The sequence below is a fragment of the Paracoccus sp. (in: a-proteobacteria) genome (assembly GCF_035556475.1).
Lineage (GTDB): Bacteria > Pseudomonadota > Alphaproteobacteria > Rhodobacterales > Rhodobacteraceae > Paracoccus.
The window spans coordinates 15032-37683 of the sequence record NZ_DATMFA010000031.1; the positions used below are offsets into that span (position 1 = coordinate 15032).

A 22652-nucleotide genomic window follows, 5' to 3' on the forward strand; every position below is an offset into this window, starting at 1 on the left:
CTTCTGTCCATTGCGTCGTTGAAACGCCTATTCGATCAAGGCGATAGCCTCGTCCATCCGCTCGCGCGCCTTTTTCGACATCTTGGCAGACTTGGCGGATTCGAGGTTCTCAGGTGCCTCGCCGACCTGGATCAGGCCCACCATGCCCATCGCGAAATGCGGGGTGCATTTGACGCCGTAAAGGCCCGGTTCGGTTACCGTCAGGGTGAATTCCTGATTCACCTTGCTTTTGAACTTCTCGACACCCTCGGGCAGGATTTCGGCGATGGATTCGACGTTATGGCTTTTGTCCGTGGGCACGAAGGTCACCGTATCGCCCGGTTCGGCACGGATATAGGCCGGCTCGAAAATCATCGCCCCGCCCTCGCCCTTGTTCAGCATGTGGACCTGATGATCGGCAGCCAGGCCTGCTCCGGCCATGGCAAAAAGGGTCGCCGGAATGGCGAGGCATGAGAGATAGTTCATGGTTCTTCCTGTCTGGTGATCGTTATGGCGAAATCCGCGTGATCGCGGATCCTGCCCGAGCCGCGAGGCCCGGGCGTGGCTGGCTTTGTGTCTCAGTCGACGCTGGCACCGGCGGGAGCATCCTGCGCCGCATCGCCCTCGCTCCCGGGCGTTACATCCAGCACCGAGGCATGCATGGTGATTTCGACACTCTCCTTGCAGTTTTCCATGCAAGGCTCGGTCGAAAAGATGGGATATTCGGTCTTGGCCCGATCATCCTGGATAAAGCCGTCGGCATTGGGCAGCTGGACTTCCGTGAAGTTCTCGTCCGACAGGACGAAGTCGTCTTCCACGAGGCCGTTGGAATAGAGCAGATAGGCCGTGATCGCATAGACATCGTCGGCGGTCAGAACCTGCGCGTTCCCGAAGGGCATCGAGCGGTGGACATAGTCCCAGACGGTGGACAGATGGGGCCAATAGCTGCCGATGGTCTTTTCGGGGTCTTCGCGGTCAAGCGTGCCTTCACCCCCCGACAGCGAGGGCCAGTTGTCGAGGCCCTCGGTGAAGTCGCCATGGCAAGCGGCGCAATGCTCCAGATAAATCTCCTCGCCGGCCGTGACTCCTCCCGACCCTTTTGGCAGGCCGGTGCCGTCGGGGCTGACATCGAGGTTCCATGCCGCGACTTCCTCGGGCAGAGCAGGCCGACCCAGTCCGACGGGCTGGACCACAGCGGGTGTGGCGTCAGACGGCGCGGTCGGAGTCTCCGCATTGGCGGAGCCAGCGGCCATGAGGATCAGCAGCGCGGCAGCTTTACGAGATTTCGACATTTTCTGCGCTTCCGTCTTTCTTGATCCACCAGGTCTGGATGCCGTTGTTATGGTAAACCGAGTTCTCGCCCCGGATCTCGCGCAGTGCGTTCTTGGTCGGCTGCACATAGCCGGTTTCGTCCATGGCGCGCGATTGCACCAGCATTTCCTCGCCGTCCCAAACGTGGTCCAGATAGAAGCGTGTCATCGCCCTGGGCACACCCGGCTGGGCCAGCCGCGCTGTTGTCCAGTTCTTGCCGCCGTCCACCGACACGTCCACCCGCGTGATTGCCCCGCGCCCGGACCATGCGAGGCCGGTAATGACCAGCGGACCGGGACCATGCTTGATGCCAACCTGCGGGCTGGGCGCGGTCACGACCGATTTGGCGTCCATGACCCAGGTCCATTTACGCGAGATCCCGTTGGCGAGGGTGTCGGTATATTTCGAGGTTTCCTCGCGACTTTCGACCGGACCCGCAGTCACTTCGATGCGGCGGAGCCACTTGACCCAGAGGTTGCCCTCCCAGCCCGGAACGACCAGGCGCGCGGGATAACCATGTTCCTTGCGCAAGGCCTCGCCATTGGCCTTGAAGGCGACCATCACGTCATCCATCGCCTTCTCGATCGGGATCGAGCGGCCGTTCGACGAGGCGTCGGCACCCTCGACATAGATCCACTTGCCCTCGGGTTTGACGCCAACCTCGGCCAATAGCGTCTTCAGCGGAATCCCGACATATTCCATGTTGTGGATCATGCCGTGCGTGAACTGGGATCCGTTCAACTGCGCGCCCGCCCATTCCATGCCGGTATTGGCCGCGCATTCGCAGAAATAGACCCCCTGGCTGCGGGGAAAGCGCTCCAGATCATCATAGGTGAAGACCAGTTCGCGCTCTACCAGCCCGTTGATCATCAGGCGGTAATCCGGCTTGGCCAGTTCGATCGCGCCCGAATGATGACGCTCGAACGCACAGCCGGCCGGGGTGATCGTGCCGTCCAGCCGGTGGATTGGCGTGAAGTTGATCGAACTGATCGTATCGGCCGTCAGCCAGGGCACATTCCGGCGGATCACATCGGATTCGAAATGAATGGGCAGTCCATAGGGCGTGGCGTCCACCCCGTCACCGCTATAGCGGGCCCAGTCCTGCACTTCGGTGATCAACGGGTCAGGTGCCCCCTGCCCGCGCGCTGCACTGACGGCTGCCGGCAAAGCTGCGCTGGCGGCCAGTCCGGCGCGTATAAACGCCCGGCGGCTGGTCGTTCCCGATCTGAGGGTCATGCTACGACCTCCTTCATAGTCCTTTGACGGTAATATTTGACACTGGCGCATCCTGCCGCGCACCTCCGCCCTGGCGGATATGCTCCTCGACCAGATCCCAGATCTGCGGCCCCTCGGTGCCTTCGTTGACCGAGGCCCAGCCGCCGACCACATAACTGCGGGAGGGATCAATCGGCGCATCCTCGGCGATCAGCCGCAGGTCGGTGATGCGGCTGCCCATCTTTGCTTTCGGGTCGATGGTATAGGCCAGCCCGCCGACGCGGACCATGTCTCCACCCTGCTGGTAATAGGGATCTTCGTTGAAGATGTTATCGGCCACATCCTCCATGACCGTTTTCAACGTTTCGCCGGTCATCTCGGTGCGATAGCATTGCCCGTAGGTCATCGAGGTGACCGAATGAATATCCTCGCGGGTGATGTCGCCCGGCAGGACCGAGGCGCCCCATCGCACCCCCGGCGAGAGGGCAATCTCGGCATCGCGCTCCTCCAGAACGGCGCGGCAGATCAGATCGTCCCAGGTGCCGTTGAAGTTTCCGCGCCGATAGAGAAGCTTGTCGGTCTGACCGATCACGGTGTCCAGATCCGCCTGGAAGGGCGCGCGGACCTCCTTGATCAGCGACGACATGTCGGGATCGGGGGCGATGACGTCGGCAAAGACCGGGATCAGCTTGTGACGGAAACCCGTCATGCGACCGCCCTGGACGTCCAGATCGACGCGGCTGACGAATTTGCCATGGCTGCCCGAAGCGACGATGATCGTCTCGCCCACCAGCACCGGCTCGGGGATTGCATCGTGGGTATGGCCCGACAGGATCACGTCGATACCCTTCACCCGACCAGCCATCTTGTGATCGACGTCAAAGCCGTTATGCGACAGGCAGACGACCAGATCGACGTTCTGGCCGCGCAGCTCGTCCACGACCTGCTGCATGCGCTCCTCGCGGATGCCGAAGCTGTATTCGGGGAACATCCATTTCGGGTTGGCAATGGGCAGGTAGGGGAAAGCCTGCCCGATCACGCCGACGGCCAGATCGCCCTTCTGGATGATCTTATAGGGCTCGAACGCTGGCTCATCCCATTCGACGTCATAGATATTGGCGCCAAGGAAGGGGAAATTGCACTGCTCGATCAGCTCCTTGACCCGTTCGGTCCCGAAGGTGAACTCCCAATGGCTGGACATGGCTTCGATGCCCAGCAGGTTCTGCACCCGGACCATATCCTCGCCCTTGGTCTTGAGGCTGGTATAGCTGCCGTGCCATGTATCCCCGCCATCCAGCAGGATCGCATCCGGGCGGTTGCCACGGATCGCCTTCACGATGGTGGCGATGCGGTCAAACCCGCCCATCCGGCCATACGTCTTGGCCAGGGCCTCGAAATCGGGATAGGTCAGCGCATAGGCTTCGGGGCTGCCCGGCGCGATGCCGAACATCTTCTGGAAGGTTTCGCCTACGACATGCGGGACGCGCCCGGCGGCCGCGCCCACGCCGATATTGGTGTCGGGCTCGCGAAACCAGACGGGCCGCAGATGGGCATGCGCATCTGTGACGTGGATCAGCGTCACGTTTCCGAAATCATCAAATTGCAGCAGCTGGTCTTGCGTCAACGCCTGCTGCGCCAGCGCCCGCGACCAGTTCGACATGCCCAATCCGGCAAGGATTGCCGATGTGGCCAGACCGGCCTGTAGAAATTCCCTGCGCGAAGCCACAGTCACCTCATCGTATTCGAATAATTTCACATGTTAGACATGCAGGATCGGCCGCGGCGTCATGCCGCGACCAGATCAGTGGCGGACAGCGGGGGTTTCGACGGCCAGCCCGTTCCCGCGCGAGGCCACGTAAAGTTCCAGCTCACGGAATTCGAGACCGCCGGGTTCGAAGGGAACGCCGCGCGTGTCGCGGATGCAGCCCACGAAACGTTGATGCGCGGAAACCGCTCCCTGATCCTTGAGACGATAGAGCGGAAAGCCGTTGATCTGCCCCTGGCTCAGGTGATCCGAGCGGATGTTTTTGCCAAAATTGTCTTCGTGACAATTGGCGCAGGACATCTCCAGCTGACCATAGCGCGTGTAATACATCTCCTTGCCCTTTTCCCAGAAGGGCGCGGCCGGGCCGTCGATCTTGACCGCGACGGGCATGCCTCGCGATTGCACGCCGATCGCCGCCGTCATGTTCTTCATGTCCTGACTGTTCCAGCCCCAGGCCTCGGCACCCATCCGGTTGGTGCGGCAGTCGTTGACGTAGTTTTCCAACGACCAAAGCTCGCCCTTGTCGTTCACCTTGGGCATCTGGGCGCGCACGCCCCTCATGCTCTCCCCGATGTCGTTGTGACAATCGGCACAGGACTTGCCGGCGGTTCCTTCCTGCTTGTCCCAGGCCTCGAGGCCGGCGTCGACAAAAAGGAACATCGGATTGTCGAAATCGTCCTTTTGCATGGCGCGCGTCTCGGTGTCGCGAAACAACCAGCCCGAATAGACCGTTTCGCCCAAAGCACCCTGCAGATGGTCCGGCGCAGGCGCCTGGGTCGCCAGCTCCTCTTCCCCGTTGATCACGAGCTGGTCGTCTTCGACCGGATCAGCCTGGGCCACGCTCAGGGCAAGGATCGCTGCGAGAGCCGCCGCGGCCGTTACAGTAAATTGCAGCTTCATCTTGCCGTCTCTCCTCCCTGGCGGTGTCATGCCGCGCCACTCTCGATGGCTGCGGTCACGACCGGCTTGGAACCCTGATTTCAGGACACTTCCACCTTGTGGGCATCCTCGTAGACCGAGCCGTCGTCGTCATACCATGTGAACTTGAACTCACCGGTCTCCGGCACCTTGGCATCAAATTCCAGATAGGGATTGGTGCTGATCGCCGGCTCCAGCGTGGCGTCGATCACCAGCTGTCCGTTGAACTCTGCCGTGAAGCGGTTGATGATCGACCGCGGAACGATATTGCCGTCCTTGTCCTTGCGCTGACCGGATTCCATCGGGTGCGAGATCAGCGTCTTGATCGTGATGACCTCGTCCTTCGAGGCGGTTTTGGGGACGCGAACGCGTGGTTTGACGTTGTCTGCCATATTGCTATTCCTTCTGCCTGACTCAGCCGCCGCAACCGCCGATGGTAACTTTCACGTTGGAGGCCGTCCGCACGAAGCTGCCGTCCGCCATCTTGGCGATCGCCACCACGTCCTGGGTCTTGGCAAGGCGGATACGCGTTGCAGCAGCCTGCGTCGCGGCAAGCGGACCAAAGACGAACTTGGCGACTCCGGGGGTCGGGTTCTCCACGGCCAGCACCATTATTTCGGACGCGCCGGGCGCCTCGACCGAGATCGGGACCGTGTTGCCGTTCTCGGCGATCTCGGGAGCAGTCAGCTTCACCCCGTCTCCATCGACCACTTCGGCACCGCCGGTGAATTCGGCGATGACCTCATCGGCGGTCTGGGTTGGAGCGGCAGCCGCACCCTGGGCCCGCACGGCGACGGGCAGCAGGGCAAATGCAGCCAGTCCCGCACCTGCAGACAAGACCCCGCGTCGTGAAATGAGCATGGTTTTCTTCCTTTTTCTTGTCGCGATTGGAACGCCCCCAAGCCGGGGCATCCCCGGTTCATTCGCTCAGCGTCATCAGATAGGCGACGACATCCTCAACCTGTTGGGCTGAAAGGATTGGCTTGATATCTTCGGGCCTCTCGGGAGCCTTTGCCGTATAGGCGACCCCCGGTCGGATGAAAGGGCCCACCTTATACATTCCGGGCATGAAAGAATCCGGGAACGTGTGCTTTGCGTCGACCACGATCCCGCGCAACTGTGCCTCGGTCCAACGGTCTGCTGCACCATCAAGCTGCGGGCCGATATTGCCCTGGAAGGGCACGTCCGGCATTGCCGCAATGGCATGGCAGGCAACGCAATTGCCCAGGGCATTTGTCGTCATGACGACCCTGCCCTCATCGGGGTTGCCGGGGGTTCCGGTCAGGGATTGTTCGATCGAGCCATCCTCTGCCCAGGCGACATGCGCGGGCGTGACCTCTGCCGCCACTGCTGCCGCCGCTCCAAGCTGTGCCATGACGACAGTAAGCACAAAGATATGCTGCATATGTCCTCCCCCAAAGGTGCGAAAGCCACTCTCACTTGCGACTCACGCTTCGATCACTTTAGGGTTTATGCTCGAGGAAGCAATGCTTATATTGCAATACATGAATGTTTCTAGAATGCCTCAACCGGGCCTGTCTGATCAGAAGGAGTGACCATGAGCGGCTCGGAAGGGATTGCCCGGTTCAGCCTCGGCGCGTTACTGTTCGGCCGCATGAGCCCGGCAGGTCTGGATATTCCCACAGCGCAAGCAGATCCCGCGGCACGTTCGGCAGCGATCGAAGAAGCCGCAAATATCTTCAAGACCCTGGGTCATGAAGGGCGCCTGCTGATCCTGTGCCACCTCGCCCAGGGTGAAAGAAGCGTCGGGGAACTGGAGGGGATGCTGGACGCGCGCCAGTCAGCGGTCAGCCAGCAATTGGCCCGCCTGCGGATCGAGGGACTGGTGACGGCGCGCAGGGATGGCAAGACCATCTATTACTCCCTGCGCGATCCCCGGATAGGCGAATTGCTGATGTGCTACGCCCGGATTTTCGGCAATAGCCAAGATCGGCCTGCCTAGTGATCGGCCCGGAGATGAGTGCCGACGTCGCAGCCGGGGTGCAAGCCGGAGCTGTCGGCTTGGGGGCTGGCGTCCTTCTGGGGCTATGCGCCAGATTGGGCGATTTCTGCACGCTCGGCGCACTTGAACTGGCCGTGATCGGCCGCGATTATCGCCGCGTCCATATCTGGAGCCTCGCGCTTGGTGTAGCGGTGCTTTCCACGCATCTGGCCGAGGCCGCCGGCCTGATCGACATAGGCCGCACCTATTACTATGCGATTGCCTGGAACCCGGTGGCCAGCGTCGCCGGCGGCTTGCTGTTCGGCTACGGAATGGCCATGGCGGGAAACTGCGGCTTTGGAGCTTTGCTTCGCGCGGGCGACGGCGACATCCGCTCGGTCCTGATTGTGGTGGTTCTGGGGATCTCGACCTACGCGACGCTCGCCGGGCCGCTGGCACCGCTGCGCATATCCATCTTCCCCCAGACCGAGGCGTTGGGCGGCTTTGGCATAAGTGACAACATCGGTGGACTTCTTCATCTGGACCCGAACTGGATCGCGGCCGCTTTGGGGCTGGTCCTGATCGCCATGGGCCTGCGACATGCGCAGGTGCGCGGCTCGATCGTCACGATCATCTGTGCGGCGGGCGTCGGCCTTTCGGTGACCCTTGCGCTGATCGGCACGACCTTCGTGGCGGATCGCAGTCTGGACGGCATCCCGATCGAAGGACCGTCCTTTACCGCCCCGGTGGGCCGGACGATCCTGTATCTGATGACGGCGACGGGGACTCTGCCTTCCTTTTCCGTTGGCCTTGTCTTTGGCACGCTTGCCGGCGCGGTCGCGGGATCCCTGTGGCGGCGCAGCTTCCGCTGGGAGGCTTGCGACGACCCGCGGGAACTGGGTCGCCAACTGGGCGGCGCGATCTTCATGGGGATCGGCGGTGTCATTGCAATGGGATGCACCATCGGCCAGGGCCTGACGGCCACTGCCCTGCTGGCCTGGTCCGGGCCGGTAACGCTGCTGGCCATTGCCGCCGGAGCCTGGGTCGGCCTCCAGCGGCTGCTGCTGCCAGAAGACATCTAGCGGGTCGCTTACTCGGTGGCTGTATCGACCAAGCGGGTCAGCATCTCATTGACCGGCATCATGGTTTCACCCGGATAGCTGCGGTGACCAACGACGACCTGCCCCGGCATGTCTGCCGTTTCGTAGACGAAGATGGCGTAGGGGCAGTACTGGACGTTGGTCGGGTCGGCCTCCATCACCTGGCGCGAGAGCCGGGCCGAGCAGAAGCTGAAAATATCGGCATGCGCGAACAGATCTCTGGTGCCACCCACGTCTTCCTTGGTGCGCGCCAGCATGTCGCCGACATGGCTGGTCAAGTCGATCACCAGCCCTTCATTCGTGATGGTCTGTTCGACTGCGAAGGTGATATCCTCGAATGATCCTTCGACGGTCCGGGTATAAGGCGCGATCGGCGCGACCGCATCCTGCGCGACCGCCTGCCCCACCGCCAGAGAGAAAGCCAAAAGCGCACAGCCCGTCTTGAAAATTGCTGTTCTGGTCATGAGATTATTGCTCCTGCTTTGGTGTGGCGTGATGGTCAAGGGCCGGGCGCCGCGGAACCGGGTGTGAGGCTTGGGGCGGGTTCAGCAGCCGACCAGCCGGCATCTTGCAGCATCTGATCCAGCAAAACCCAGAAGAATTCGTCCCCGGCATAGCCTTCGATGCGCCCGACCTCGGTTCCCTCGGACAGCAGCACGAAGGTGGGTGTGAAGGCCGGCTGCCGCCCGGTCAACGTTATCCCCAACGGAAGAGGATCCTTGATGTCCAGCCGATGCAGCGGGGCGGCCCGGCCCTCTGCTGTCTTGGGATAGGCCGGGCCGATCTCCTCGTTCCACTGCCGGCAATAGCTGCATCCGTCGCGTTCAAACATCAGAAGCTGGAACTGCGCGGCGGCGGCGACAGTGGCGCTTATCCACAACATCACCAGCACCGCGACCATGGCGGAAAGGCAGGAACGAGCCGGTTGCAGCTTGAGGACCATGACGAACCGCATTGACGGACAGCAATACGTATTCCAATATGATGATATAATTCTCATGGCAAGTCTGGAGAAAGGGATCTCTCGACTGTCTGGTCCGGCTGGAGGCTTGCCGATGCCCGAAATCTCGTTTGGCGGCGCTGCCCTTGCTGGACTTCTATCGTTCCTGTCGCCGTGCATTCTGCCGATGGTGCCGTTCTACCTGTGCTATCTGGCGGGGATCTCGATCGGCGAACTGCGCGGATCGCGAGACATGGACCCCCATGCACAACGGCGACTGGTGTTGGGAGCGATCGCGTTCTCACTGGGCGTCACGACGATCTTCGTGATGCTTGGCCTCGGCGCCACGGCCCTGGGATCGGTCTTTTCCCGATGGCGGAGCGAGCTGTCTTGGGTCGCCGCGGCGATTCTGGCGTTGTTCGGTCTGCATTTCCTGGGCGTCATTCGCATCCCGTTTCTCTATCGACAGGCGAGGATGGAATCCTCGGCCGATCCGGCGACATTGGCAGGTGCCTATACAATGGGCCTGGCCTTCGGGTTCGGATGGACGCCCTGTGCCGGACCGGCGCTTGCGGCAATTTTATTCCTGGCCTCGGCGCAAGACAGCCTTTGGCAGGGGGCGACACTGCTGCTGGTCTATGGGCTGGCGATGACGTTTCCCTTTGTCCTCATCTCGTTCTTCGCGCGTCCCTTCATGGCCTGGGTCGCGCGCCGTCAGCGGATGCTTGGCATGGTCGAGCGGGTCATGGGGGTGATGCTGATCCTCTTCGCGGTGCTGATCGCCACGGACGGGGTGAACCGGATTGCAGCCGTCATGCTGGACAACATGGATTGGAGTGCAACGACGCAATGACACGCCTTCGCCTTGCCCTCGGCTTTCTGCTGCCGCTTCTGGCCTATCCGGTCTTTGCGGACCCGGTGCCCATCGGCGACGACGGATTGCACAAGCCGGATTGGCTGAAGACCAGTTTCAAGGTTCTGGCAGAGGACAATCAGGAGGCGGCGGCTGCCGGCCGTCACTTGCTGCTGATCGTCGAGCAGCGGGGCTGCATCTATTGCGCCCGTTTGCATAACGACGTCCTGACCGACCCACGCATCGACCATCTGATCCGCAAGGATTTCGACGTGGTGCAGATCAATCTGTTCGACGGGACCGAACTGACCGACCTGGATGGCGAGGTTCTGAGCGAAAAGCGTGCCGCGGCAAAATGGGGCGTGGCGCTGACGCCTGCGCTGATCCTGCTGCCCTCGGACTTGCCGCCCGATGCCGACGCGGCCCGCGCTGCCATGGCGGTGATACCGGGCGTCATGGACGTCGACGATACGCTGAAGGTTCTCGAATGGGCCTCGGCAGGTGGCCCCGAAACAGGGCGCGACATCCGGGGCGTGCTGTCCCGATAAATCCGCCAGACCCGCCATGATACCTAACAGGGAGGAACCGCCATGCATGTGGCCCGTCGCCATTTTCTGACCCGCACCGCCGCATTGATCTCGGCAGCGGCTTTGCCGCTTGCGCCGCTGCGTGGCTGGGCCGTGACCACGATGACTGCGGGCGATCTGCGCGTCGACAGCGTATCAGACGGCCATATCGAGTTCCCGCCTGACTTTGCGTTTTCGATGATCCCCGAGGCCGAGCGGGACGGGCTGCTGCGCAGCCTCGACATCGATCCGCTGGCCGTGATGCGCAGCCCGCTGAATGTCACGCTGCTGCGGCAGGGCGACCGGGTGGTCCTGTTCGACGTAGGCTCGGGCCCTGATTTCGTGCCGACGGCGGGGACTCTGATCGATGCCCTGGCCGCCGTCGAGGTCGCGCCCGAGGATGTGACGGACGTGATCTTTACCCATGGCCATCCCGATCACCTCTGGGGCGTGCTGGATGATTTCGACGAGCCGCTGTTCTCCGAAGCCACCCACAGGATGGGCCGGGTCGAGTTCGACTACTGGACCGACCCCGCCACGATCGGCACCATTGGCGAGGACCGCCAGTCCTTCGCGGCCGGAGCAATGCGCCGCCTGACCGCGCTTGGCGAGCGGATCGAACGCTTCGAGGATGGGGCCGAAGTCCTGCCCGGCATCCGTGCGATCATGACGCCCGGCCACACGCCCGGCCATATGTCCTTCTCGATCGGCACTCCGGGCGACGGCCTCTTCGTGACCGGCGATTTCGTCACGATGCTGACCGGCTTCGCGCGGCCCGATCTCGGCGCGATGACAGACCACGACCCCGCGCTTGCCGCGAGGACGCGGCAGGCCATGCTGGCGCGTCTGGCGGATGAGGGCTGGACCATCCTTGGCTATCACCTGCCCCAGGGCGGGATCGGCAAGGTCCGCCGCGCGGGCGAGGCCTACGCCTTCGAGGTCCGGGCATGACCGCGCGGCATGGACTTGCCGCCGTCTTGATCGCAGGTGCCGCCTCCGGCGCCTGGGCGGGGGATGTCGCGGACGCCTATCCCGGTTCGGTCCTCTACAGCGCGCCGGTCAAGGTGGCCGATGGGGTCTATAGCGCCATCGGCGCAACCCAGCCGCCCAGCTTCGAGAATGCGGGCCATAACAACAACCTGTCCTTCATTGTGACCTCGGACGGAGTGGCCGTTGTAAACGGGGGCGCGTCATGGAAGCTGGCCGAGGCGCTGCATCAGGAGATCCTCAGAGTTACCGACCAGCCTGTCAGGCTGGTCATCAATGAAAACGGCCAGGGCCATTCGATGCTTGGCAACAGCTACTGGGCTGCCCAGGGCGTGCCCATTCTGGCCCACGAAGACGCGGTCGCGGACTTCATCGACACGGAAGGGCCTCGCGGGCTTGAGGCATTGCGGGCCTATGCCGGGGAAAACGCGGATGGCACCACCATCGTCGAACCCACCGAGACGTTCACTGACCAAAGAGAGATCCAGATGGGTGACACCCGGATCGAGGTGCTGCACCTTGGTCCCGCCCATTCTCCCGGCGACACTCAGGTCTGGCTGGCTGACAGCAAGGTGCTGATCGCCGGCGACATCGCCTTTTCCGAGCGGATGCCACCCATATTCGAAGGAACCTGCACCCTGTGCTGGATCGAAACCTTCGAGACCAGGCTGGCACCACTGGAGCCCGCGATCATCGTTCCCGGTCACGGTTCCCCGACCGATCTGGAGACCGTGCGGCACGCGACCGTTGATTACCTCAAGGATCTGCGCGCCAAGATCGCCGAGCATCTGGAAAACGGGGGCGATTTGTCGCAGGCCTATTACGTGGATCAATCCGAATGGAGATGGATGGACACGTTCGACGAACTGGCCACGAAGAACGCGGGAGTGGTGTTTTCCGAAATGGAATTCGAATGATTATGCGGATGGCCGGTCACCGGAGATTTGTCGGACGCCGGTTCCTTTCAGACTCCAGATTTCAGTAACGCGTCTCACCAATGCGCAAGGGGCGCAGGCGCATGATCGGGTGATCGACGAACGCGATTCCTTCGCCGGGGCGCTCCGGTCCAAGGTAGCGGGCTAAGTTGCCGGGAACGACAATCTGGCCCTCTCGCCCCCGCCCTCGCGCGGGGACAGAGTCAATTCGCCCTCCATGCGCTCCATCGCGGCGGCGACGATGGCGAGGCCCAACCCACTGCCGCCGCCCGAAGGGCTGGCCGCCCCGCGATAGAACCGGTCGGTCACATGCGGTCGGTCGGTCTCGGCAATGCCGCGACCGCGATCAAGCACCTCGACCACGATCCGCCCACCGTTTCGATGCAACGTCGCCTCGACCTCGGTATCGGGCGGCGAGGCGAGGATCGCGTTTTCCAGCAGATTTCGCAGCGCAGCGGTCAGCAGGGCGACGTGATCGGTGCGCCAAATCCCTGCCCCGGACCGGATGGAAAGACGCACCCCGCGCGACATCGCCAAGGGGGCCATCGCCTCGGCCACGTCGGCCAGCACCCGGGCGCCGTCCTGCGCGGGAAGCTCGGGGACCGTCGCGCTTTCCGCCGCGGTCATGGCCAGCAACTGACCGACCAGCCGGTCGCTTCGGTTCACGGCGGCCGCAATCTGCCCCAACGCCTTGTCCCGCGTCGCATCATCGGGCGCGATGGCGGCGATCTGCGCCTGCATCTTCAGCCCGGCCAGGGGCGTCTTCAGCTCATGCGCGGCAAAGGCGGTAAAGTTGCGCTCGCGGTCGCGCGCCTGATCGACACGGCGGAAGAGACCGTTCAACGCGCTGGTCATCGTCCGCAACTCGGTCGGGACGTCGATTTCGTCCAGCGCGCCAAGATCGGTCGCGGGACGCTGCGCCAGCGTGGCGGCCAGCTGCTCAACCGGGCGCAGGCCACGCGCCACCGCCCACCAGATCAGCAGCGCGAGGACGGGCAGGATCAGAACCGCAGGTGCGATCAGCCCCAGCGCGACATCATTGACCAGCATGTCCCGCACCCGCAGGGAATCTCCCACCATGACCCGGATGCCAAGGTCTTTGTCCACATGGCTGTAGACGCGCCAGACCTCGCCGTTCACCGCACGCTCGCTGAAGCCCGAGCCGCCCTCGGCAAGCTGGCCCTGAGGGGCCCCCTGCGAGGCGCTGCGCAGCTTGCCGTCAAAGCCCCAGACCTGACAAATCAGCTGGCGGGCATAATCATGCCCTCCGTCCAAGGCCGGGGCATCGCCGACCATATCCGCCGTGTGCGGCGTCACGACACCCTGATTGCGCCCGATCAACGAGGCGACCATGCGGGCCGATTCCTCAAGTCGCCGGTCCAGAACCTGCCCCACCTGCGTTTCGGTCGAATGCTGGATCCAGATCACGGCGGACAGCCAGACCAGCCCGGTCGCCGCGAGCAGGATCACGAAAAGGCGGGTGCGGATCGACCTCATGCCGTCACTCTCTCGTCGGCGAGCCGGTAGCCGACGCCGCGCACCGTCGTGATGAAATCGGGACCAAGCTTGCTGCGCAGCTTGTGGACATGCACCTCGACCGTGTTGCTTTCGACATCCTCTTGCCAGCCGTAAAGCCGTTCCTCCAGCGCGGTCTTGGCCATGACGGCGCCGGGGCGTTCCATCAGCGCGTGCAGGATGGTGAACTCACGATTGGAAAAGGCGATCTCCTCGGCGCCGCGCGTGCCGCGCATCCGGGCCGGATCCAACTGCAGGCCGTTCCATTGCAGCACACCTTCCGTCCGTCCCTGAAAGCGGCGCAGAAGCGCGCGCAGCCTTGCGGCCAGTTCCTCAAGCTCGAAGGGTTTGCCGAGATAGTCGTCGGCCCCGGCATCAAGGCCCGCGACCCGATCCTCAAGCCGGTCGCGCGCGGTCAGGACCAGCACGGGTAAGGACACGCCATCCGTCCGCAACCGCCGCAACAGGTCGAGGCCCGAACCGTCGGGCAACATCAGGTCCAGCACCATCACCTGAAAATCGCCCGCCGCCAGCGCGACCGCCGCATCGGCACAGTTTTCCACCGCATCGGGCGAAAATCCGGCAAGGCGCAGGCCGACTGCCAACCCATCCCGCAGGATGTCGTCATCTTCCACAATCAGAACGCGCATCAAACCCACCCGTAAACCAGTTGCAGGGCGCATAGCCCGCCCGCCTTAAGGCTGGCTTAAGGCAGACCCGCGAAACGGGCCACGCCGGACCGGACAAATTTCGGTGCGCGGCCGACAGAGAATGAAAGGATTCCGACATGCAGCAGATCGACAGACGCAATCTTATCAAGGGCGGGCTGCTGGTGGCCGGGGCCTTTGCCACAGGCGCATTGCCCGCCGTCGCGCGTGACAATCCCATGCCCGACGAATTGCGCAAGGCGCTGGAGCGCGCCCCGAACGCCCCTGTTCTGGGCAATGCCGCTGGCGATATCACACTGACCGAGTTCTTCGACTATAACTGCCCGCATTGCCGAACCTCGGTCGGGGATGTCCACAGGTTGATCTCGCAGGACAAGTCGCTGCGCGTGGTGTTTCGCGAATGGCCGGTCTTTGGCGAAGGATCGGTGTTCTCGGCCAAGGCTTCGCTCGCCGCGTTGAAGCAGCGGAAATACTGGCAGTTCCATACCGCGCTTCTGGGGATCGACGGCAAGGCGGATCAGATCTCGGCCACGGCTGTCGCTAAGCAGGTCGGGCTGGATCTGGACCGGTTGCATGCCGACATGGAATCCCCGGAGGTGCTGTCCCATATCGACCAGTCGATGATGCTGGCCGAGCATATGGGCCTGATGGGCACGCCCACCTTCGTCGCCGGGGACGAGGGGCTGTTCGGCAAGCAGTCGCTTTCGGAATTGCGCGGGCTTGTGTCGCGCGGACGCGCCACTCTGGCCGAAGGCTGAGGGCCGTCGCGGATTTCACATGACCAAACTGCTTCTGCGTATCGCTTTTCTGGCAATCCATTTTGCGCTGGCCGGTCCGATTGGGCAGACCAGCGCGCAAGAATTCAGCTTTTCGGATCAGGGCAACCGCCCGATGGACCCGCGCGAGGCGTTCAGGATCGAACTGCACGCGGTCAAGGATGGGCGCGCCGAGATCGGCTGGAAGATCGCGCCGGGCTATTACCTCTATCGCGAGCATATCGCCGCAACCGATGGGGCAGGTCGCGCGCTCGCGCTTGAAACCCCGGCTGGCAAGATCAAGGACGACCCGAATTTCGGCACGGTCGAGGTCTATTATGACGAGGCCTCGGCGATCCTGCCCCGGGCAGGCGGCAAGGTGCAGGTGACATGGCAAGGCTGTCAGGAGGACGGCATTTGCTATGCCCCTGTCACCAGCGATCTGGAGCTGCCTGCGCTTGCGCGACCCGCGCCTGACCGGCCTGCAGCGCCGCAGTTCTCGATGCAGGACGGTCTGATTTCGGGGCTGGCGCAGCGGGGCGGCACGGCGCTGGTTCTGCTGGCGTTTTTCGGCTTTGGGCTGGCGCTGGCGCTGACGCCCTGCGTGTTTCCGATGATCCCCATCCTCGCCGGGATGCTGGCGCGGCAGGGCGAGGCACTGACCCCAGCGCGGGGCGCGCAGCTGTCGGGCATCTATGTGCTGTCGATGGCCGCAGCCTTTGCCCTGATGGGCGCGGTGGCCGGCTGGTCGGGACAGAACCTGCAAATGGTGCTGCAATCGGCCTGGGCCGTTGGCGCCGTCGCGCTGCTTTTCGCGGCGCTGGCCCTGTCGAGCTTTGGCCTCTTCGAGCTGCAATTGCCCGCCGCTTTGACCGCCCGGCTGTCGGGCAGAGCGGGTCGCCGCGGCTCGGTCATCGGGGCAGCGACGCTGGGCTTTACCTCGGCACTGATCGCCGGGCCTTGCGTGACCGCCCCGCTTGCGGGGGCGCTGCTCTATATCGCCCAGACCGGTGACGCGGCTCTGGGTGCGGCGGCGCTTTTCGCGCTGGGTCTGGGGCAAGGCGCACTGCTTTTCGTGGCGGGGACATTCGGCGCAGGTATCCTGCCGCGTGCGGGCGCGTGGATGCAGCGCATCCGGCAGGTCTTCGGCGTGGTGTTTCTGGGCTTGGCGATCTGGCTGGCGGGCAGGCTATTGCCGGGGCCGCTGGTCCTGCTGCTTTGGGCGATGCTCATGGTCGGTTGCGGCGTGTTTCTGGGGGCTCTGGACCGCGCGGTCCCGGCAACCAATGCGCGGCAGCTGGGCCGTGCTGCAGGCCTCATCGCCCTGATGGGCGGGGCGGTCATGGGCATCGGCGCAGCCCTTGGCGCGACCGAGCCGCTGCGTCCCCTTGCCCCGTTGGTCGCGGCGGGCGCAAGAGACGGCGCCCCCGCGCTGGCCTTCGAGACGATCTCGGACCCGTCTTGGATGCAGCAGTCGCTTGGCGGCGCCGCCCGGCCCAGCATGATCTATGTCACAGCCGATTGGTGCGTGACCTGCAAGGGGATCGAGCGCCGCGTCCTTGCCGACCCGAGCGTGATCGAGGCGCTGCAAGGGGTCCGCTTGCTCAAAGCCGATGTGTCCAGGAACGACGACCAAAGGCAGGCACTGATGCGGCAACTGGGGGCGGCCGGCCCGCCAACGATGATCTTTCTGGACGCCATGGGTCGCGAGGTCGAAGGCAGCCGGTTGATCGGCAGCATCAACGCCGCCCAACTGGTCAATGCAACTGCCGGCGCAAAGGGTGGTGATTGATGGGCGGCCTGTCGCTGGGGCCGCTGGTCCTTTCCGCCGAACGCGCCCCGGTGCTTGCGGCGATCCTGGTCGCTCTGCTGGTCGCCGGGTTGCTGGCGCGCCGCGTGGGAGCAGAGTTGAACGCCTGGCTTCTATCCGTGCTGGTGATGGCGGCACTGCTGGGTCGCATCACCTTCGTCGCGCTGAACTGGTCCGGCTTTGCCGGCGCGCCATGGACGATCCTCGCCTTCTGGCAGGGCGGGTTCGATGGCTGGGGCGCAGCCGTAGGCGGGTTGCTGGCCAGCCTTTGGCACCTGCGGCGCAGGCAGCCGCTCTGGCTGCCGGCGCTGGCGACCGTGGCCTGTGCCGCGACGGCATGGAACCTCGTGGACCAACTGGCACGCAGCGGGAATATCGACCTGCCTGCCACGATTCTACTGACGCGGCTCGACGGCAGCCATGCTTCTTCGTCCGACTGGTCGGATGGGCCAGCGGTCATCAATCTCTGGGCCAGCTGGTGTCCGCCTTGCCGCCGCGAGATGCCCATGATGGCCGAGGTGGCGGCGCGGGAAACCGAAGTCCCGATCCTGTTCGTCAATCAGGGAGAGGGGGCCGAGGTGATCCGCCGCTATCTTGCGCAGGAAGGCATCGCGATTTCGGCCTTGCAGGATCCCGGGATGCAGATGATGGCGCATTTCCAGGCGATGGGCCTGCCCGCGACCCTGTTCATCGGCCGCGACGGCAAGCTGCGCGCGGGGCATATGGGAGAGATTTCCCGCGCGCGGCTGCTGTCCGGGATCGAGGATCTGCGCTAGGCGCGGCTGCGACGCGCCTCGGCGATCATTTCGTGCATCTGATCCCGCGATTGCCTGCCGAAGCCGCCGAAATTGCCGACGATCAGGCTGGGGGTGCCGACAAGGCCCATCTGCTCGGCGAGCAGCCAGGAATGCTCGATCTGCCGGGCGATCGCGACATCCTCCATGTCGGCGCGCAATCGCGGGATGTCCAGACCGACTTCGGCGGCAACGCGCATCGCGCTTTTGTCATCCGCCGCACCCTCGATGCCCAGAAGCGCCGTGTGGAATTGCCAGAACCGGCCCTGCCGCAGCGAGGCCAGCGATGCGCGCGCGCAGTAAAGCGAACCCGCCCCGAAGACCGGCCATTCCCGCAGCACCACGCGCAGGTTCGGATCACCCGCGATAACCTGATGCAGGTCACCGACCATGCTGCGGCAATGCGGGCAGTTATAGTCGAAAAACTCGGTCAGGGTGATATCGCCCGAGGGATTTCCCAGAACCGCGCCCAACTCCTCACGCTCGAGGGCTTGCCGCAGCTGGGCGGGCATCTCGTTCTCCTGCGCTGTTGCAGGCAATCCGGTCATCAAGGCGATGCCCGTGGTCAGCCCGATCCGCAGGAAATGCCGACGGTTTGGTGTGTTTGCGCTGCGCGATGCCATGCTTCCCTCTTTGGTGGTGCAGACCCGGCACTAGGCGGCACGCCTTAAGCTGGGCTTAAGCCGGGTGGGGCATCGGGTCGGGCACGGGCATATCGCCCGGAATGACTGGAGTAATTCAAATGGACCAACCTGTTCGTCACGGCCCGCGCCGATCCCGCAAAGACAATCGCATCGGCCTGGGCGCCAACAGGCGCGTGTTTCTGGGCGGGATGCTGGCCGCAGGATTTGCGTTGCCGCGGCTTGCATCGGCCCAGACTGTCGACCCGACGACGGGGCGAATCGTCTATGGCACGGCCAGCGCCGGGCAAGCGCCGGATCTGGGCCTCTACCAGATCGATCCGACACAGGACACGCGCCGCAACCAGTCCTCATTCCGGGCGCGGCATTGGAGCGACTTCTACCCCAGCCTTGGCAAGGGCGTGATCCTGGCCGATGTCGCATCGCGCGCGCTGCATTTCTGGTCGGCCGATGAGAGCACTTATCTGCTTTTCCCCTGCTCGATCCCCGTTTCCGAGGAGCTTACGAAGCGCGGCAAGACCGAGGTGGTGCGCAAGGCGCAAAGCCCGTCCTGGACCCCGACCCCCAGCATGCGCGAGCGCGATCCGACCTTGCCGCAAAGGGTCGCAGGCGGCAGCCCCGACAATCCACTGGGAATCCATGCGCTTTACCTTTCATGGCCCGCCTATTTGATCCACGGCACCCATGACACGCGCAAAATCGGTCGCAAGTCGTCGAGCGGTTGCTATGGGCTTTACAACGAACATATCGCGCAACTTTACGCCGTGGCCGAGATTGGCACGCAGGTTACGATTTTCTGAAATCCCGGTTCCATGGGGGGGAGCAAGAGGCTCTCCCCCGCCGAACTCATAGCTTCGGGTGGCTTGACCGGTCGCGATCACAGGGACTTGCCAAAGCTCTCGCGCACATGTTCCGCGAATGCCAGCCCGGCCGATCCTATCTCGGGGATTTTCTGCAGCCGTAGCTGATAGGATCCGATCTCGCCAAAGCCGTCCTTCTCGGTCAGTTTGCGATGCTGCTCATTCACCAGGCTGACGGGCAGAGGTGCGATTGCCAGATCGGCCATGACGGCAGCCAGCTGGCCCATGCCCGTCTCGGACGTATAGGCGATGCGGTAGGGGCGCCCGCTCCGGTCAAGCGCGGCAAGGGCTGCGGCCCGCCACGGGCAGCCATGAGTGGACAGGGCAAGTGGCACCGGCGTTCTGGCGAAGGCGGCACCCTCACGGGCGCCGACCCAGGCGAGCGGTTCTGAATGAATCAATTGGCCCGTCGAAGGGGCGGACTGTGCCGAGACGGTCAGGATCATGTCGACCTCGCCGGCCTCGAATTTCCTGGACAGCCCAACGCTCGTCGACAGAAAGACCTCGACCTCGACGAGAGGATGGGTGGAGGCAAAGCGGGACAGGATCGCAGGCAGATAGCGCACTCCGAAATCGTCGGGCGCGCCGAACCGGATCCGGCCCTCAAGCTGAGGCACGCGAAAGCGGGACAATGCTTCGTCATTGATCCGCAGCATGTCCTTGGCATGCACGAGGAATGCCTCGCCATCTGCGGTCAGGGCCACATGCCGCGGATGCCTGATGAACAAGGCCCGGCCCAGCAAATCCTCAAGGCGCTTGATCTGCATGCTGACCGCCGAAGGCGTCCTGAACACGCGCTTGGCCGCTGCGGTGAAATTCCCGGTTTCCGAGATCGTGACAAACGTGTTCAGAAGGTCGGTTTCCAGAAGGGTATGCTGTTGGGGTTGCATGGCGCCACCAGTGTTCAATTTCGCTTAACGATACCATGAAATCTATGCGCTGTATTGACGAATTTCGGCGTGTCACCCTGTTGGCCAGCAATGGAGGTGGCAATGACTGAGGAAACCTGCGTCATGAACTCATCCGCGCCGGACCGGTCGATAAGGACAGCGGCACGGGCGCTGATATTGCGGCTGCGAGGCCGGTTTGAACTCTATCGCCGCAACAAGGTCAGGCGGGCCGCGTTCCTGAACCTGCTTCGGCTGGACGACAATATTCTGGAGGATATCGGTGTGACACGGGCAGAGGTGGAGGACGCGACCCGCCTGCCGCTTCACGCTAACGCATCACAGGCGCTGGCTGAGCGGGCCCTTGCGCGGCGCAAGCGCCCCCTTGGCTAGCGAGGGGACGCACCCGACGTGGATTTCACGCTGCCGGCAGCCGCTCTGCCACCAGATCCCCGAGGAAAAGCGACGAGGTCAGGCCCGGACTTTCGATGCCAAAGAGGTTCACCAGCCCGGGCACGCCATGGGTCTCGGCCCCCTGCACCACGAAATCCTGCGCGGGTGCCCCTTGCGGGACGATCTTGGGGCGGATGCCGGTATAGCCCGGCTCCAGCGCGCCATCAGCCAGATCGGGCCAATAGCGGCGAATGGCGCGATAAAAGCTGTCCTCGCGCCCCGGATCAAAGCTGTAATCTGGGCTTTCGATCCAGCTTACATCGGGACCGAACTTCGCCTGTCCACCCAGATCCAGCGTCAGATGCACGCCAAGGCCGCCGGGAACCGGGACCGGATAGATCAGCCGCGAAAACGGCGACCGTCCCCGCAAGAGAAAATAGTGACCCTTGGCGAAAAAGGCGCGTGGCACATGCGCGGGTTCCAGCCCTGCAAGGGTGCCGGCCAGTTCCGGGGCGAAAAGTCCCGCGGCATTGACGACCGAGCGCGTCCTCAGGGTCATGGGCTCGACGCCCCCGACATCCAGCTCGATCCCGGCAGGGGTTATCCGACCGGATCGGACCGGGCTGTGAAAGGCGAATACCGCGCCATGCGCCTCGGCATCACCCCGAAGCGCCAGCATGAACCCATGGCTGTCGACTATCCCGGTCTCGGGCGAGAGCAGCCCCGCGACACAGTCGAGCGCGGGCTCCATCTCCCTCAACTCGCGCGAGGCAAGCATGCGGATGTTCTCGACGCCGTTCGCCTCTGCCCGGACCCGTATCGCGGTCAGTTGTTCCGCCTCTGATGCATCGGTAGCCACGATGATCTTGCCGCAGCGCCGGACATTGATCCCGCGGGCGGAACAATACTCATAGAGGCTGCGCCGCCCCTCCACGCAGGCCCGGGCCATCAGGCTGCCGCGCGGATAGTAGATGCCGGCGTGGATGACCTCGCTATTGCGCGAGGAGGTGCCGGTGCCGATGGCCCCGGCCGCCTCGAGCACAAGCACTTCGCGGCCGGAGACGGCAAGCGCACGGGCCGCGGAAAGTCCGACAACCCCTGCGCCGATCACCACGCAATCAACCTCTTCCATTCTGGTTCCCGGAGCAGTTCGTGCCTCGGTCAACCTAAGGATTTTCATGGCCGATCCAAAGGCTTTCGGTGGGGCCAGTGGTCCCAGCGGCCGGGTGTGTCGATGCAAGCGGATTCCGACGCAGTTGGACGCATCGATGCCGCGGGCCGAGGTGATGCGGCACAAAATCGCTGCGATGAAGCACCCAGATATTCAGGCTGGCATTCGGGCCCATGCAACCCGAAACGCCCGCCCTGTGTCTGGAACCAGATCCACGATCTGGTCCCAGACACAGGGCGGCCGCATCGGTTCAGGCCAATCTACGGGATCAGCCGAGCGATGATCAGGTCCGCCGCCTCGGCCGCGCTCATCTGCGTCGTGTCGATGCGGATTTCCGGCGAATGCGGCTCCTCATAGGGCGAGTCGATGCCGGTGAAGTTCTTCAGCTGACCCCCGCGCGCCTTGGCGTAAAGCCCCTTCACGTCGCGGCGCTCGGCCTCCTCCAGCGGCGTATCGACGAAGACCTCGATGAATTCACCGGGTTGCATCATGCCGCGCACCATGTCGCGTTCGGACCGGAACGGCGAAATGAAGGCCGTAATCACGATCAGCCCCGCATCGGTCATCAGCTTGGCGACCTCGCCCACGCGGCGGATGTTCTCGATCCGGTCGGTCTCGGTAAAGCCCAGATCCTTGTTCAGCCCGTG

General features: G+C 63.7%; 26 protein-coding genes and 1 pseudogene. 11 read left to right on the forward strand and 16 right to left on the reverse strand.

Annotation, left to right across the window (positions count from 1 at the left end):
- Nucleotides 1-27: 27 nt before the first annotated feature.
- The 8 genes and pseudogenes from VNQ78_RS04100 to soxX all read right to left on the reverse strand — a co-directional run bounded on the left by VNQ78_RS04100 (nucleotide 28) and on the right by soxX (nucleotide 6593).
- Nucleotides 28-465, reverse strand: a complete 438-nt coding sequence (locus VNQ78_RS04100; protein WP_414694040.1) for a pseudoazurin — start codon at nucleotides 463-465, stop codon at nucleotides 28-30.
- Nucleotides 466-575: 110 nt separating this feature from the next.
- A pseudogene (locus tag VNQ78_RS04105) lies at nucleotides 576-1271 on the reverse strand (c-type cytochrome); the annotation flags it as partial.
- Nucleotides 1255-2526 (reverse strand): sulfite dehydrogenase, encoded by a 1272-nt coding sequence (gene soxC, locus VNQ78_RS04110; protein ID WP_325686871.1) that lies wholly within the window; start codon nucleotides 2524-2526, stop codon nucleotides 1255-1257. The gene soxC and the pseudogene VNQ78_RS04105, both read right to left, overlap by 17 nt.
- A gap of 13 nt (nucleotides 2527-2539) precedes the next feature.
- Nucleotides 2540-4231, reverse strand: a complete 1692-nt coding sequence (gene soxB, locus VNQ78_RS04115; protein WP_325686873.1) for a thiosulfohydrolase SoxB — start codon at nucleotides 4229-4231, stop codon at nucleotides 2540-2542.
- A gap of 75 nt (nucleotides 4232-4306) precedes the next feature.
- A complete protein-coding gene (gene soxA / locus VNQ78_RS04120) occupies nucleotides 4307-5170 on the reverse strand; it encodes a sulfur oxidation c-type cytochrome SoxA (protein WP_325686875.1) in 864 nt (287 codons plus the stop codon).
- Nucleotides 5171-5250: 80 nt separating this feature from the next.
- Nucleotides 5251-5580, reverse strand: a complete 330-nt coding sequence (gene soxZ / locus VNQ78_RS04125; protein ID WP_325686877.1) for a thiosulfate oxidation carrier complex protein SoxZ — start codon at nucleotides 5578-5580, stop codon at nucleotides 5251-5253.
- 22 nt (nucleotides 5581-5602) lie between these two features.
- Nucleotides 5603-6049 carry a thiosulfate oxidation carrier protein SoxY gene (gene soxY / locus VNQ78_RS04130; protein WP_325686879.1) on the reverse strand — a complete coding sequence of 149 codons (447 nt, stop codon included), beginning with the start codon at nucleotides 6047-6049 and terminating at the stop codon, nucleotides 5603-5605.
- A gap of 58 nt (nucleotides 6050-6107) precedes the next feature.
- Nucleotides 6108-6593 (reverse strand): sulfur oxidation c-type cytochrome SoxX, encoded by a 486-nt coding sequence (soxX, locus tag VNQ78_RS04135; RefSeq protein WP_325686881.1) that lies wholly within the window; start codon nucleotides 6591-6593, stop codon nucleotides 6108-6110.
- Between the two features lie 153 nt (nucleotides 6594-6746).
- Here soxX and VNQ78_RS04140 point away from each other — a divergent pair, with 153 nt between their 5' ends.
- A complete protein-coding gene (locus VNQ78_RS04140; protein ID WP_325686883.1) occupies nucleotides 6747-7151 on the forward strand; it encodes a metalloregulator ArsR/SmtB family transcription factor in 405 nt (134 codons plus the stop codon).
- A 14-nt stretch (nucleotides 7152-7165) separates the two neighbouring features.
- On the forward strand, nucleotides 7166-8212 hold the full coding sequence (locus VNQ78_RS04145) for a YeeE/YedE family protein (RefSeq protein WP_325686885.1): 1047 nt from the start codon (nucleotides 7166-7168) through the stop codon (nucleotides 8210-8212).
- 8 nt (nucleotides 8213-8220) lie between these two features.
- Here the strand turns inward: VNQ78_RS04145 and VNQ78_RS04150 are convergent, their stop codons facing one another.
- Complete coding sequence (locus VNQ78_RS04150) at nucleotides 8221-8694, reverse strand: DUF302 domain-containing protein (protein ID WP_325686888.1); 474 nt, start codon at nucleotides 8692-8694, stop codon at nucleotides 8221-8223.
- A gap of 35 nt (nucleotides 8695-8729) precedes the next feature.
- Nucleotides 8730-9131, reverse strand: a complete 402-nt coding sequence (locus VNQ78_RS04155) for a thioredoxin family protein (RefSeq protein ID WP_325686890.1) — start codon at nucleotides 9129-9131, stop codon at nucleotides 8730-8732.
- 154 nt (nucleotides 9132-9285) lie between these two features.
- Between VNQ78_RS04155 and VNQ78_RS04160 the strand changes: the two genes are divergently transcribed.
- Genes VNQ78_RS04160 through VNQ78_RS04175 form a run of 4 tightly spaced genes read left to right on the forward strand, consistent with a single transcriptional unit; the run spans nucleotide 9286 to nucleotide 12493 of the window.
- Nucleotides 9286-10023 (forward strand): cytochrome c biogenesis CcdA family protein, encoded by a 738-nt coding sequence (locus VNQ78_RS04160; protein WP_325686925.1) that lies wholly within the window; start codon nucleotides 9286-9288, stop codon nucleotides 10021-10023.
- Entirely contained in the window at nucleotides 10020-10571 is a 552-nt protein-coding gene (locus VNQ78_RS04165) for a thioredoxin family protein (protein ID WP_325686892.1), read from the forward strand. The genes VNQ78_RS04160 and VNQ78_RS04165 overlap by 4 nt, the downstream gene beginning before the upstream one ends.
- 42 nt (nucleotides 10572-10613) lie before the next feature.
- The gene (locus VNQ78_RS04170) at nucleotides 10614-11540 is read left to right on the forward strand and encodes an MBL fold metallo-hydrolase (RefSeq protein ID WP_325686894.1); all 927 of its coding nucleotides are present in this window, start codon (nucleotides 10614-10616) and stop codon (nucleotides 11538-11540) included.
- On the forward strand, nucleotides 11537-12493 hold the full coding sequence (locus VNQ78_RS04175; RefSeq protein WP_325686896.1) for an MBL fold metallo-hydrolase: 957 nt from the start codon (nucleotides 11537-11539) through the stop codon (nucleotides 12491-12493). The genes VNQ78_RS04170 and VNQ78_RS04175 overlap by 4 nt, the downstream gene beginning before the upstream one ends.
- A 162-nt stretch (nucleotides 12494-12655) precedes the next feature.
- Here the strand turns inward: VNQ78_RS04175 and VNQ78_RS04180 are convergent, their stop codons facing one another.
- Nucleotides 12656-14008, reverse strand: a complete 1353-nt coding sequence (locus tag VNQ78_RS04180; RefSeq protein WP_325686899.1) for an ATP-binding protein — start codon at nucleotides 14006-14008, stop codon at nucleotides 12656-12658.
- On the reverse strand, nucleotides 14005-14676 hold the full coding sequence (locus tag VNQ78_RS04185; protein ID WP_325686901.1) for a response regulator: 672 nt from the start codon (nucleotides 14674-14676) through the stop codon (nucleotides 14005-14007). The genes VNQ78_RS04180 and VNQ78_RS04185 overlap by 4 nt, the downstream gene beginning before the upstream one ends.
- Before the next feature lie 137 nt (nucleotides 14677-14813).
- Here VNQ78_RS04185 and VNQ78_RS04190 point away from each other — a divergent pair, with 137 nt between their 5' ends.
- Genes VNQ78_RS04190 through VNQ78_RS04200 form a run of 3 tightly spaced genes read left to right on the forward strand, consistent with a single transcriptional unit; the run spans nucleotide 14814 to nucleotide 18035 of the window.
- Nucleotides 14814-15452, forward strand: coding sequence for a DsbA family protein (locus tag VNQ78_RS04190; protein ID WP_325686903.1), 639 nt, complete (start codon nucleotides 14814-14816; stop codon nucleotides 15450-15452).
- A gap of 19 nt (nucleotides 15453-15471) precedes the next feature.
- Entirely contained in the window at nucleotides 15472-17241 is a 1770-nt protein-coding gene (gene dsbD / locus VNQ78_RS04195) for a protein-disulfide reductase DsbD (RefSeq protein WP_325686905.1), read from the forward strand.
- Nucleotides 17241-18035 (forward strand): TlpA disulfide reductase family protein, encoded by a 795-nt coding sequence (locus VNQ78_RS04200; protein ID WP_325686907.1) that lies wholly within the window; start codon nucleotides 17241-17243, stop codon nucleotides 18033-18035. The genes dsbD and VNQ78_RS04200 overlap by 1 nt, the downstream gene beginning before the upstream one ends.
- Here the strand turns inward: VNQ78_RS04200 and VNQ78_RS04205 are convergent.
- Nucleotides 18032-18676 carry a DsbA family protein gene (locus tag VNQ78_RS04205; RefSeq protein WP_325686909.1) on the reverse strand — a complete coding sequence of 215 codons (645 nt, stop codon included), beginning with the start codon at nucleotides 18674-18676 and terminating at the stop codon, nucleotides 18032-18034. The genes VNQ78_RS04200 and VNQ78_RS04205 overlap by 4 nt on opposite strands.
- 119 nt (nucleotides 18677-18795) lie before the next feature.
- Between VNQ78_RS04205 and VNQ78_RS04210 the strand changes: the two genes are divergently transcribed.
- Nucleotides 18796-19494, forward strand: a complete 699-nt coding sequence (locus tag VNQ78_RS04210) for a L,D-transpeptidase (RefSeq protein ID WP_414694041.1) — start codon at nucleotides 18796-18798, stop codon at nucleotides 19492-19494.
- A gap of 77 nt (nucleotides 19495-19571) precedes the next feature.
- On the opposite strand, the gene VNQ78_RS04215 is transcribed toward VNQ78_RS04210, so the two are convergent.
- A complete protein-coding gene (locus tag VNQ78_RS04215) occupies nucleotides 19572-20444 on the reverse strand; it encodes a LysR substrate-binding domain-containing protein (protein ID WP_325686913.1) in 873 nt (290 codons plus the stop codon).
- Nucleotides 20445-20546: 102 nt separating this feature from the next.
- Between VNQ78_RS04215 and VNQ78_RS04220 the strand changes: the two genes are divergently transcribed.
- On the forward strand, nucleotides 20547-20834 hold the full coding sequence (locus VNQ78_RS04220) for a DUF1127 domain-containing protein (protein WP_325686915.1): 288 nt from the start codon (nucleotides 20547-20549) through the stop codon (nucleotides 20832-20834).
- A 25-nt stretch (nucleotides 20835-20859) separates the two neighbouring features.
- On the opposite strand, the gene VNQ78_RS04225 is transcribed toward VNQ78_RS04220, so the two are convergent.
- Both VNQ78_RS04225 and cysC read right to left on the reverse strand, forming a co-directional pair.
- Nucleotides 20860-21966, reverse strand: a complete 1107-nt coding sequence (locus tag VNQ78_RS04225) for an NAD(P)/FAD-dependent oxidoreductase (protein ID WP_325686917.1) — start codon at nucleotides 21964-21966, stop codon at nucleotides 20860-20862.
- Between the two features lie 299 nt (nucleotides 21967-22265).
- Nucleotides 22266-22652, reverse strand: a 387-nt coding sequence (gene cysC / locus VNQ78_RS04230; protein ID WP_325686919.1) for an adenylyl-sulfate kinase, incomplete at its 5' end; no start/stop codon positions are given.